Raw genomic sequence first — 12677 nt, forward strand, 5'->3', positions numbered from 1 at the left:
AAAACGCTAGTGTTAAGCTAGCGTTTTTTATGTTCTATCCCTTTTATAAAGAAGTTAATTTCTGATGGTTCTATACCAAAGTGCAGTTGGAATGCTTCTGCAATCTCATGCTGCAAGCCGCGTAGCTTAGTTGGTACAGAGTAGTTTAGAGGTGCAGTAAGACTAATCGTGATTGTCATTTTTGGTAATGATTCTATAGATATTCGAATGGAATCTACCTTTGCAACAAGTTCGTTTTCATTTAACAAATGAGTAAGGATTTGTATGTACACCGAACGCGCAATAGTAATCGTTTGCCCATGAAAATCTGGACGAACAATCGTTGTTTCTCCAATCTTTTCTCGTTTATGTGAAAAAATATCCTTCCCTTTTTTTATAAGTCGTTTAAAGAAATTTTGCTCAACTTGCGCATGAGGTATAGGCATGACATGTTTTCCTTGCGTTTCTCGAATAAACCGCGCGATTTGAATTTCTTTTGGCGTTCGAATATCTGACACGTAATAGTAATGATGGATCGGAGCAACGTCAAGTCGCTTCGCAATTTTTTGAGTCATTCTATCTGATGTCCCGATAATCAATAAGGATTGTATAGCCTCTGCTTGAATTGCTTCAGCAACCTCCAGACGATGTGATTCTTCATCAAAAATAGCTCTTCTCACAGCTGTTATCGTATTTTTTTCAAACTTTGCACTTATGCCTGCTTTTTTTTCACCGCGTACAATAAGCAGTCCATCATCAATGATAGCGTCAATATTATGCTTATGAGCAAACTCTAGCGCACTTGTGCTTTTTCCTGTACCACTCTGACCACTTAAAGAATATACTTTCATCTTTTTCACCATCCCTATAGTTAGTGTAATGGATTTAAAGCCATTTGACGACCTTCTGTATGCTAGTATTTCTATTAGATTCACAGCATTTGCTTTAATGTATGAATATATTCTTTTATCTGAAATCCACCTTTTTTTCCTAGACTGTTATGGTACAATGAATTTTACATTTAACTTCTCTAAAAGGATAGGAGTTAAAGCCTCAAAGAGAATGGCCAAAATACTGTACGTAAAAGGCAGGTTCTAAAAAAATATACCGAGGCGGAATCGAAAGAATTAGGAGTGTTACAAGTGAAAGTTCAACCATCACAAAAAATGTCGCTATTTTCACCAGCAATTTTTGGTGACTTAAAAAACTATGCAAATATACAAAAGGCGAAAGGAACAGAGCTTATTGACTTAAGCTTAGGTAGTCCTGATATTCCGCCAGCCCCAATGCTTCGACAAACACTATCTGAGCTTGCTAGCTTAGAAGAATCATATGGCTATACATTAACTGGTGTTCAGGCATTTAATGAAGCTGTAAGTAGGTACTACGAGCGTGTAAATGGCGTCGATTTAGATCCAAAAACAGAAGTCGTTCAAACAATGGGCTCACAGGAAGGATTAGTACACCTCCCGATTGCCTTTTGTGATCCTGGCGATATTGTATTAACGACAAATCCAGCCTATGTTGCGTATGATGCAGGCATCAGTTTAGCAGGCGCTACACCTTACTACATGCCACTTACAAAAGAAAATAACTACTTACCTGACTTAAATGCTGTTCCTGAAGAAGTGGCACAAAAAGCAAAGCTACTTATATTAAATTTACCTGGTAATCCAGTACCTGCGATGCCTTCTATCGAATACTTTACAAAGGTTGTCTCATTTGCGAAAAAATATAATATTATCGTGCTGCATGATGCGGCCTATTCGGAGTTTTACTTTACGGGCGATGCACCAATTAGCTTCCTGGCGACACCTGGAGCAAAAGATGTTGGCTTAGAAATTAACTCCCTATCCAAAAGCTTTAGCTTAGCAGGCACACGTATTGCATATATTGTTGGGAATGCCGAAATAGTTAATATAATCAAGCAATTAAAATCAAACTTAGATTTTGGTATTTTCGAGCCGATTCAATTAACTGCTGTAAAAGCTTTAGATCATGCAGAGGAAATTACAGCCAATTTACGAAGCACGTTTGCAAGCCGCCATAAAACGTTAATGGAAGGTTTATCATCAATTGGCTGGGAAGTAGCTCCGAGCAACGGTGGGATGTTCGTTTGGGCAAAATACCCGTATGACATGGACTGTAAGGATTTTACCTTTACAGCAATTGAGCAGGCAGGTGTAATTATGGTACCTGGTACAGCATTTGGCACAGCAGGACAAGGCTATGTCAGATTAGCACTAGTTCAAGAATCTACAACGTTAGCTCGCGCAGTAGAAAAGCTAAGCAAGCTAACAATCTAATAGGATAAAACAAAAGCAGAGGATTCGCTCCTCTGCTTTTGTTTACTAATTATTCTTCATACATATTATTTAAATCCGTTTGAAATTTATTGTAACGTCGCTTATATAATCGATTAAAATGTGTTACTAACACTTTAATTAATGCATATGTAGGAATACCTAAAATAACCCCTGGAACTCCAAATAAAGCACCTGCTGTTAACAAGACAAAGATTATTGTAATCGGATGAATACTGAGCGATTTCCCCATAATCTGAGGAGAAATGAACTTTCCTTCAATTAATTGAACGATTGTCCAAACGATAGCTAGCTTAACTAACATAAACGGAGATGACACGATAGCAATAATAGCTGCTGGCGTAATGGCAATTACCGGGCCTAAATACGGAACGATACTCGTGACCATTGCCAATGCACCAAGAAGTAGTGCATAATCTAAACCGATAATTAAAAACCCAATCGTAACCATCAAACCTATACAAATGGAGACTAATATTTGACCTTGGATATACGAGCTAATTACCTTGTCCATATCATGCAAAATTTCTCCAACAAAATTACGCTTCCGTGGCGGGAATAAGCGTAGGATAAATCTTGGCATCTTCTCGCCTTCCCACAGTAAATAAAACAAAATAAATGGAACAATCACAAGGGATAGCACAATACTTGTCAAGGTTGTCACAAGCCCCGTAACACCCGTTGCAACACCTGTTGTAATATTTGTTGCAATATCCTTCACTGTATTCACTAAATTACCTGACACATCTTCTAGAATTGTATTATAGTCAACATTCACTGTTTCTAAGTATTCACTTATTCTAGAGTTATTTATAGTGCTAACGATACTATCAATTAGCTTCATAAAATAAATCGGAAATTCTTGTACAAGGTTAGAAAACTGATCTCGTAAAAATGGGAAAACTAATAAAATTAATAGTGTAACAAAACTCATAAGCCCTAAAAATATCAGTACGATTGCCGATAAGCGTGGTACTTTCCAATGCAATAAAAGACGGAGAAACGGGCGTAATAAATAATACAGAATCACACCTAGTACTCCAGGTAAAATAACGACCTCGAATAACACTTGTAGGGGCTCAAAAATAAACGATATTTTATCGTATATATAAATAACACAGCCAACTAGTAGAATGATAAAAAGTAAAAATAACAAATTTTTACCGCCTAAAAAACGAATAAACTGCGTTGAAAAAAAGTGTGAAGATTCTTGCTTAACCTGTTGACTTTTTCTATCTTGTTCCAAAATACCACCTCAATATAATATTCAATTTACTGTAGAATAATTGTACCACGCTTAATTTAGTCAGTGATAAAATCTACTTTATTTCATTTGTAAAAAATCATGAATGGCCTGTTGATTTTTTTCTATATCAATTTCCAGCACCGATCCCGCATGACTATACGATTGAAATTGATACGTCCCCTCTAGTGGTATTGTCATTTTATCTATATTGACGCCGCCACCAACTGCAATAGAAAGTACTGTCTTCAACTGGTCCATAGAACCAACATCTGTGGATACATAGCCTTGCGCAGCTCCAATTGCTTTAGGTAGATTTTTTACATTTTCAAGGGACAATACTTCATCCTTTAGCGCTTCAATTACCTTTTGCTGGCGATTGACTCGCCCAAAATCTCCTTCCTTATCCATACGGAATCGAGCATAACCAAGCAATTCTTGTCCATTCAGTTTTTGTTTCCCCTTTTTTATTGAGACATCGATATTTTCAGACATATCCTTTTCTACGTCCATTTCTACCCCATTTGGCACTAAAATATCTACTAACGATTCAAATTGCTTGAAATCGATTATTGCATAATGATGGATGGGTACATGGAACATTTGAGAAATTGTATCCTTTGTTAATTGCACACCTCCTAAATAATAGGCAGTGTTTAGCTTATACGATTGATAGCCTGGAATTTCCGCATAAATATCTCGCATAAAAGAAACGAGCTTCATGTCGTTTGTTTTTTTTTGCCATGATAAGAGCATCATCGTATCTGTTCTTGACTTTTCCTCCCCTCGACTATCTACTCCAAGAATTAAATAGTTCTCCATATCGTCAGACGGCTTATCAGGAGTAAATGCCTCTTCGGGTAATTTAGAATCACCAGCTAGCTTTGCCCCTGCTCGAAACTGAATAAAGCTATAACTGCCTATGATTGATATTAGTAAAAATAATAGTAGAAAAAAAATACGCCCTTTTCTTAAACGCTTCTTTCTATATCGGGTCATTCGTTGTTCTTCCATAAGACCACCTTCTAATTTTTATGTTTTAAAGACGAATTCTTTATGTAAATTGTTTCCTAAGTATCACCATTATCATACCACTAAACATAAATAATTGTATTGGGATGACTCCCCTTTATATAGGAGTATGAGCTATGTTACAATACTTTTATTTTAGGAGGCGATTTGATTGGAAAAGGCAACATTTGCTGGCGGCTGTTTTTGGTGTATGGTAAAGCCGTTTGACCAATGGGATGGGATACATAAAGTAACATCTGGCTATATGGGTGGGCACTTAGCAGACCCAACGTATGAGGATCTCAAAAAAGGGAATTCTGGGCATCGAGAGGTTGTGCAAATTGAATTTGAGCCGACGATTTTTAGTTATGAGAGGCTACTCGAGATTTTCTGGATGCAAATTGACCCAACAGATGCTGGAGGTCAATTTCATGATCGAGGTGAGTCCTATCGTACCGCGATTTTTACTCATACTGTCGAGCAGCATGTACTTGCTGAGAAATCAAAGACAGCTTTAGCAGCAAGCGGTCGATTTAAGAAACCGATTGTTACCGAAATTTTAAAGGCAACTACGTTCTATCCGGCTGAGGATTACCATCAGAATTACTATCAAAAAGAGCCTGAGCATTACACGGAAGACCGCGATAAATCAGGGCGCGATGAATTTATTAAAGCTCATTGGAAATAAGAAAAGCGGAAGCGCCCTGTTTTGCCCCCGGTAGCTGCTTGCAGTCCCTCGATCGAACTTCCGATAGCGATAATTCTTTCAGGAAAAAGCCCGAGTCACATTAATGGCTCGGACTTTTTTCGAATTCAGTTATAGCTTCAAGGAACGGCTTCCCATATTTCTGTAATTTATTTTCACCTACGCCACTAATGGATAAAAATTCCTCATCTGTTACAGGTTTTTTATCTACCATATCTCGTAGTGTTTTATCTGAAAATACAACATAAGGTGGGACGTTTTCCTTGTCGGCAATGGTTTTTCGTAGCGCACGTAAATGCTCGAATAACGGATCATTTTCTGCAATTGCCTTTACTAATGGAGCCGCTCGACGATATACTCGTTCCTTGCCAATCAATACAGATTTGCCTCTATCGGAAACATAAATTATTGGAAACTGACCGTTGCTAACAAGTAGTACTTTTTCTGCAATAAGAAATTCAATAAAATTGGCAATCTCCTTTGCATTCATAGCGCGTAATATCCCGTACGTTGGTAAGCGCTCAAATCCGAATTCAATTACCTTTTTATTACGTGAGCCTGCTAATACCTGTGCCGTAATCACTTTCCCGAATTTTTGCCCCATTCGCACAACACATGATAATACCTTTTGTGCTTCCTCCGTCATATCGATTTTCTGTCGTTCATCCTTACATTGACTACATTTCCCACATACTTCATTACTTTCTTCACCAAAATACGAGGTAATATAGCTTTGTAAACAGCTCTCCGTATGACAATAATCGATTATTTGCTGTAGCTTTGTCAGTTCAAAGGGAATACGACTACGATCCTGGGCTTGATCAATTAAAAAGCGCTGGGTTTGCTCATCACTTGAGGCATACAATAAGATACACTCACTCGGTAAACCGTCGCGTCCTGCACGCCCTGCCTCCTGATAATAGCTTTCCATATTACGTGGCATTCCGTAATGTAGAACAAATCGGACATTCGTTTTGTTAATACCCATTCCAAAAGCATTTGTCGCTACCATAACCGTCGTTTCATCATTTAAGAAACGATTTTGCTCGTACGTACGGTCCTCCTCAAACATCCCTCCATGATATTTTCCTACACGGACTCCGGATCTATGAAGTAATTCATACATTGCCTCAACAGATTTTCTAGTTGTGCAATAAATAATGCCCGCTTCATTCTTATTATTCTCTACATATTGCTTAATATATCGTTCTCTATTTTCACCAGCCATAACCGAAAATGATAAATTATCGCGTGCAAATCCGGTAATAAATGAATGCTCCTCATGAATTTGTAATAGGCTGCAGATATCTTGACAAACTTCAGGCGTCGCTGTTGCTGTTAATGCAACTACGGCTGGCTTTTCATCCCATAGCCCTACTATCCTATGAAGGTTTCGATACGATGGTCGGAAATCATGACCCCATTGAGAAATACAATGCGCCTCGTCGATTGCAATAAGTGGCACATGAATCTGAGCTAGTTCCTGACAAAATGGCTCATTTTCAAGTCGTTCAGGTGCGATATATAGGAGCTTAATATAGCCGGCACGAACGTCCTGCATCACCTCGTTTACTCTCTCGTAATTGAGTGAGCTATTAATAAAGGCGGCACGCACACCACTTTGCACGAGCATATCCACTTGATCCTTCATTAATGAAATAAGTGGTGATATAACAATTGTAGTGCCTTGTAATGCTAAAGCTGGCACCTGATAGCAGAGGGATTTCCCTCCCCCTGTTGGCATTACGACGAGAGTATTTTGCTTCTTCAAAATTGATTGGATTGCTGCCTGCTGCCCATTCCGAAACTCCTCATAGCCAAAGTAGGTTTGTAGAATTTGCTGAGCTTTTTGTAACATATCATACCTCACTTTTAGTTGTTTCTATTTTAGTTTACATAATATGATTATAATAAAGAAACTGCATAATCTTTTGCCTGTTGCAGCTTTTGTAAATCGAGTCCTGTCTCGATATTCATTTCATGTAGCATTTTAACCACAGATTCTGTTGCAACATTCCCTGTTGCTCCTGGTGAAAATGGACAGCCTCCCAATCCACCAATTGATGCATCAAACTTCGTTACACCTGCCTGCATCGCTGCAATAATATTAGCTAGTGCTAAGCCGTTTGTATCATGAAAATGACCAACCCATGTTGTCGTTGGGAAATCCATTTGTAGTTGCTGAAATCTTTCAAATACAATCCGAGGATTCGCCTGACCATTTGTATCTCCTATTGAGATTTCGTCTACTCTGCCATCGATAAAACTTCTAACAACTCGTTTTACTTGACTGTACTGTATCGGTCCCTCATATGGACAGCTAAAGCACATTGATACATAGCCTCGAATAAATAACCCGTGCTGTTTTGCCATGGCAAAGATCTCGCTGCATTCTTGTAATGAGTCGTGTATGCTTCGGCGAATATTCTGTTCGTTAAATGTTTCAGAAGCCCCTACAAATACCGCAATTTGTGGCACTTTCGCTTCGATTGCAAGCTCCAGTGCTTTACGATTCGGTGTTAACGCCATATACGGAATCCCCAGCTCGTTACAATAGGCGACTATTTCCTGCGCATCGGCCATTTGTGGCAAGACCTTTGGATGTACAAAGGATGCCGTTTCAATTCTGTTAACACCAGTGCTTGCTAATAAACGAATTAGCTCCTTTTTTCTTTCTGTACTCACAAATTTCTTTTCATTTTGTAAACCGTCTCGTGGCCCTACTTCGATAATTTCAACATTATTAGGAAAAATCATCATCACACCACCTTTTCTTACTATTCTAGCATTTTTCGGAAGAAATAAAGGGAATTAATCTTTTATTCATCTTATTTTTCATCCAATTGAATGGATATCATTTTAAACTGTCCATCCACCTCTATTAATTTATACGTTGCGTCTATATTTTTTTTCTGTTTATTTTCGTTCACTTCGAGCTCCACCCCCACGATATATTGAAAATCCGCGAGCGTAATGGAGTTCACTTGCACCTTTGTAAATTGTGCGATTGCTTTCTCTGTAGAATACGATTTTTCAATTTTATCTAATAATAGATCGGATCCTATGTATTCGCTAATCATTTCTTTTTCACCGTTTTGCAAGTATTGCTCGTACTGCTGCTGAAACTTGTAGATAAACTGCTCAATTAATGTAGGATTGTACGTAAATGTATTTTTATCATAAGCTTCTAATCGTTCTTGGCTATATATAATCGGCTTTTCCACTTCGGCAAATGCATCCAATAGGGCTAGGCGTTCCTTATAAGTCAGTTCCTGCTGCTGTTTTAGAAGCTTATCAATTACAGGCTTGTCCCACGCTGTAGCCTCATTTGTTGCTGTTACTTCCGCGCTATTACGAATATGAACGATCGCAATGTTTTGCTCTACATTATACGCGGTTACTCGACCTTCAAGGAGCTGTTTATTAGACGTTTCAATCAGTGCTACTGGATGCTCGCTAATAATCGATGCCTGGGTTGCAATCCATTTATCCCTACCCTTTGCCTTTACTACGTAACCATCCCCATTGCTATAATTACTATATACCTTTACTTGACTATCCATGACTTCCGTTTGCTCTATTTTTACCTCTTTTTGTAGCATCGAATCTACAGAACGATTATGATCACTACAGCCGACTAAAAAAAGAGCAGCAAGAGTAGTTAGTTTACATAATATTATTATCTTCTTCATTGTTCACAACCTACTTCCAATCCGACAATATCTTTTGAAAATTAATTGAAAAAAATTCCGATACGAAAAAGCAGCCCTCATTTGGACTGCTTTCATTATACATGACGTTTTTGCTGCTGTAATAAATAAACTGCAACAAACATCGCAATAAAAAGACCTATTATTATTCCTTTACTATAAGCATGACTGCCCGTCTCATCATAGACAAATCCGATAAGCAGTGGCACAATCGCACTCATCATAAAGCCGCCAGAAAGTACCATCGAGCTCCACGATCCTGCTTCCGCATTATTTTTCGCTTCATCTAATGGAAGCATTAAACCAATTGGGAATAAACCAGATAAGGAGACTCCTAAAATAACCGCCCCAATCCATATAGACCATTGAACATCTATTAATAAAATAGCTGCCCCAATTAAACCAATTGTTAATAGTATATATAGCCACATAATTCTATTCGGAAATTTATTAATTAAAATCGGAATGAATATATTACCAAACATCTGCACAACCGACATCGTTGTAAGAACGGAGCCAGCCTTAATTAGGGAAAAGCCTTGTTCCTGTGCAATCGGTGAAAGCCAAGTTGTTAAGCTAAAAAATACAGATGTTTGTAAGCCGAAGTAAAATAAAATGAGCCAGGCCGTTTTATTTTTCCAAGGGTTTCGACCTTGTCCAACTGATTGCATTGGATCCGATACTTTTTTCTTACCACCTGATGCTATCATCCATAAAATTACTGCTGGAATAGCAAGCAATCCCCAAACGCCCAGAGCAGTCTGCCAAGAATGAGATCTTTCAAAAATTAAACCCGTAAAGCCTGCACTGATTGTTGCACCAGCTCCCATTGCTAACGAATATAGACCAATGACGGGCTCTATTTTATGTGAAAATCGTTCTTTTATAAATGCATTAATTAACGGGCTAATAATAGCAATAGCTACGCCTGCTATAAAGCTTGTTAGCAATAAGGAAAAATAATCGTTAATTAACAGGCGTGCAGCAGTAACAATCCCAATCGCCAGCAATAACAAATTTATCGCCCATTTTGAACCAAGTTTCCTTTGCAACGCTACAGCAAACGGTGCAAATAATCCCATGCAAAATACGGGAATTGATGTTAATAAACTTACTTGTGTATTCGTAATTCCGAGTTCCTCTGTAATTGTATTAAGAAGTGGACCTACACTTGTAACAGAAGGTCGTAAGTTAATGGATACGAAAAAAATTGCTGCAAGAGTAATCCAGACAGACAATCCCTTAACACTTTTCATAAAGCTACCTCTATTCTTTACTTTCATTATGATAGTAAAACATATTTCAAAATGTCTGACAACATATATCCGAATGAAATGTTTCAAGCAGACACCACGCTTTGCCATTTCATTTACAAGCGAAGTCATGCTATAATAGAAACATTGTGTATTAAACAGAAAAAGTTTAAAGCAATCAGTAGATAGTATGAGGAGGAACTTACATGATTGGAGTAAGTGGTGTAGGTCTTCGCTATGGCGACCGTAAATTATTTGACGACGTAAATATTAAATTCACACCAGGAAACTGTTACGGACTAATCGGTGCGAACGGTGCTGGTAAATCAACATTTTTAAAAATTTTATCTGGTGATATCGAGGCGCAAGAAGGTCACGTATCAATGGGTAAAGACGAGCGTTTATCGGTTCTTAAACAAAATCATTTCGAATACGATGAGTTCACAGTTTTAGAAACAGTGATTATGGGGAACAAACGTCTTTATGAAGTAATGCAAGAAAAAGACGCGATTTATGCAAAACCAGACATGACTGATGAAGATGGCATGCGTGCAGCTGAGCTTGAGGGCGAATTTGCAGAAATGAACGGCTGGGTAGCAGAATCAGACGCAGCAACTCTCCTAAATGGCTTAGGTATTGGTGATGAGCTACATTATACAAAAATGGCAGATCTAGAAGGTGCTGAAAAAGTAAAAGTATTACTTGCACAAGCACTATTCGGTGAGCCAGACGTATTATTACTAGATGAGCCTACCAACCACTTAGATTTAAAAGCAATCCAATGGCTAGAGGAATTCTTAATTAACTTTGAAAATACAGTTATCGTTGTATCCCATGACCGTCACTTCCTAAACAAAGTATGTACACATATTGCGGACCTTGACTTCGGGAAAATTCAGCTTTATGTTGGAAACTATGATTTCTGGTATGAATCAAGTCAATTAGCACAAAAAATGCAATCTGACCAAAATGCCAAAAAAGAAGAGAAAATTAAAGAATTACAAGCATTCATTGCACGCTTCTCGGCGAACGCTTCTAAATCGAAGCAAGCTACATCTCGTAAAAAAATGCTTGATAAAATCGAGCTTGACGATATCCGCCCATCAAGCCGTAAATACCCATTCATCAACTTCCAAATTGGCCGTGAAATTGGGAATGACGTATTAACAGTAGATGGATTAACAGCTTCATTAGAAGGCGAAACACTATTTAAAGACATTCGCTTCTCGATGAACAAGGAAGATAAAATCGTCTTACTTGGTAGTCCAAATGCAAAAACTGCTCTTTTCGATATTTTAATGGAGCAAGAGCAGCCAGACGCTGGTACATTCAAATGGGGTGTAACAACGTCTCAAAGCTACTTCGAAAACGACCATGATAAATACTTCACTGGCTCTGAAAAATCATTAGTAGAGTGGTTACGCCAATACTCTCCTGACGATGAAACAGAGAGCTTCCTACGTGGCTTCTTAGGACGTATGCTATTCTCTGGTGAAGAAGTAAAAAAATCCCCTTCTGTCCTATCAGGAGGAGAGAAAGTTCGTTGTATGCTATCAAAAATGATGCTATCAAACTCAAACGTGCTTATTTTAGATGAGCCAACGAACCATTTAGACCTTGAATCAATTCAGGCACTAAACGAAGGCTTAATCCGCTTCAAAGGTGCAATGCTATTTACATCACATGACCACCAATTCATCCAAACAATTGCAAACCGTGTAATTGAAATCCGTGAAGACGGTTCAATCTTAGATAAGCAATTAACATACGATGAGTTCCTTGAGTGGAAGGACAGCCAAGGGTTGAAATAGTCCTGCAAGTCCTTAATCATTTATGCTACAAGTAATTAGACAAACTATTTTTTAGTTGCATAGTAATCTTCAAGCCCCGCCACTCTAGTCTTCGTGGCGGGGCTTGCTTTATTTTCTAAAATGATTTTAATACAATCTTCTAAGATATAAAATGTTCACATACTATCTTTAGCAACAAGGTAATCAAAAGAAAAGGCTATGGATATAGAAAATACGAACATTTTAAAACAAAGATCTTTTGAATATAAATGTGGATGTGCATCTTGTTTAGAAGTATTCTGTTGATTGTAGCGAAGGGCATCCCAGTGTAGCTGTCGGCGGTCGCCTTTCGCTACAGAGCATAGCTTTCTGCGGGAACAGCCATGTTTTCTGCGGCGAAAGCGTAGCGGCAGTCGCACGGGCGGAAAATCCATTTTTTCGGGATGAATCCCAAAAAAATAGTTGCAGCCGTGCCCGCGAAAAGCGAGCTGCCCGTAGCGGAAATCAACCTCTTTCGTAAGAATGAGTAGAGTAAAATGATTTACTAACAACTAAACATTTGACTTAGAAACTTATTTTTTCGTACATAAAACACTATATAGTTGAATATCCCCTCTCCTCTATAAACAGCTACATATTATAGCTATAGAAAGGAGGAAAT

General features: G+C 38.2%; 11 protein-coding genes. 3 read left to right on the forward strand and 8 right to left on the reverse strand.

Going from position 1 to position 12677, the window contains the following annotated elements:
* Positions 1–17: 17 nt before the first annotated feature.
* Positions 18–914 (reverse strand): hypothetical protein, encoded by an 897-nt coding sequence (locus V4T18_RS01490; RefSeq protein WP_332645754.1) that lies wholly within the window; start codon positions 912–914, stop codon positions 18–20.
* Between the two features lie 207 nt (positions 915–1121).
* Between V4T18_RS01490 and V4T18_RS01495 the strand changes: the two genes are divergently transcribed.
* On the forward strand, positions 1122–2285 hold the full coding sequence (locus tag V4T18_RS01495) for an aminotransferase class I/II-fold pyridoxal phosphate-dependent enzyme (RefSeq protein WP_332645756.1): 1164 nt from the start codon (positions 1122–1124) through the stop codon (positions 2283–2285).
* Between the two features lie 49 nt (positions 2286–2334).
* On the opposite strand, the gene V4T18_RS01500 is transcribed toward V4T18_RS01495, so the two are convergent.
* Positions 2335–3549, reverse strand: coding sequence for an AI-2E family transporter (locus V4T18_RS01500; protein ID WP_332645758.1), 1215 nt, complete (start codon positions 3547–3549; stop codon positions 2335–2337).
* Between the two features lie 78 nt (positions 3550–3627).
* Positions 3628–4560 carry an LCP family protein gene (locus V4T18_RS01505; protein WP_332645759.1) on the reverse strand — a complete coding sequence of 311 codons (933 nt, stop codon included), beginning with the start codon at positions 4558–4560 and terminating at the stop codon, positions 3628–3630.
* A gap of 169 nt (positions 4561–4729) precedes the next feature.
* Here V4T18_RS01505 and msrA point away from each other — a divergent pair, with 169 nt between their 5' ends.
* On the forward strand, positions 4730–5245 hold the full coding sequence (gene msrA / locus V4T18_RS01510) for a peptide-methionine (S)-S-oxide reductase MsrA (RefSeq protein WP_332645761.1): 516 nt from the start codon (positions 4730–4732) through the stop codon (positions 5243–5245).
* 100 nt (positions 5246–5345) lie between these two features.
* On the opposite strand, the gene recQ is transcribed toward msrA, so the two are convergent.
* From recQ to V4T18_RS01530, 4 genes are all read right to left on the reverse strand, one after another.
* Positions 5346–7121 carry a DNA helicase RecQ gene (gene recQ / locus V4T18_RS01515; RefSeq protein WP_332645763.1) on the reverse strand — a complete coding sequence of 592 codons (1776 nt, stop codon included), beginning with the start codon at positions 7119–7121 and terminating at the stop codon, positions 5346–5348.
* A 47-nt stretch (positions 7122–7168) separates the two neighbouring features.
* Positions 7169–8020, reverse strand: a complete 852-nt coding sequence (locus V4T18_RS01520; RefSeq protein WP_332645765.1) for a hydroxymethylglutaryl-CoA lyase — start codon at positions 8018–8020, stop codon at positions 7169–7171.
* Between the two features lie 71 nt (positions 8021–8091).
* On the reverse strand, positions 8092–8955 hold the full coding sequence (locus V4T18_RS01525) for a hypothetical protein (RefSeq protein WP_332645768.1): 864 nt from the start codon (positions 8953–8955) through the stop codon (positions 8092–8094).
* 95 nt (positions 8956–9050) lie between these two features.
* On the reverse strand, positions 9051–10229 hold the full coding sequence (locus V4T18_RS01530) for an MFS transporter (RefSeq protein ID WP_332645771.1): 1179 nt from the start codon (positions 10227–10229) through the stop codon (positions 9051–9053).
* 203 nt (positions 10230–10432) lie between these two features.
* On the opposite strand from V4T18_RS01530, the gene V4T18_RS01535 reads away from it, so the two are divergent.
* Positions 10433–12037, forward strand: coding sequence for an ABC-F family ATP-binding cassette domain-containing protein (locus V4T18_RS01535; RefSeq protein WP_332645774.1), 1605 nt, complete (start codon positions 10433–10435; stop codon positions 12035–12037).
* A gap of 155 nt (positions 12038–12192) precedes the next feature.
* Here the strand turns inward: V4T18_RS01535 and V4T18_RS01540 are convergent, their stop codons facing one another.
* Entirely contained in the window at positions 12193–12567 is a 375-nt protein-coding gene (locus V4T18_RS01540) for a hypothetical protein (RefSeq protein WP_332645776.1), read from the reverse strand.
* Positions 12568–12677: the final 110 nt, after the last annotated feature.

Source organism: Lysinibacillus sp. 54212, assembly GCF_036662795.1.
Taxonomy (GTDB): domain Bacteria; phylum Bacillota; class Bacilli; order Bacillales_A; family Planococcaceae; genus Lysinibacillus_B.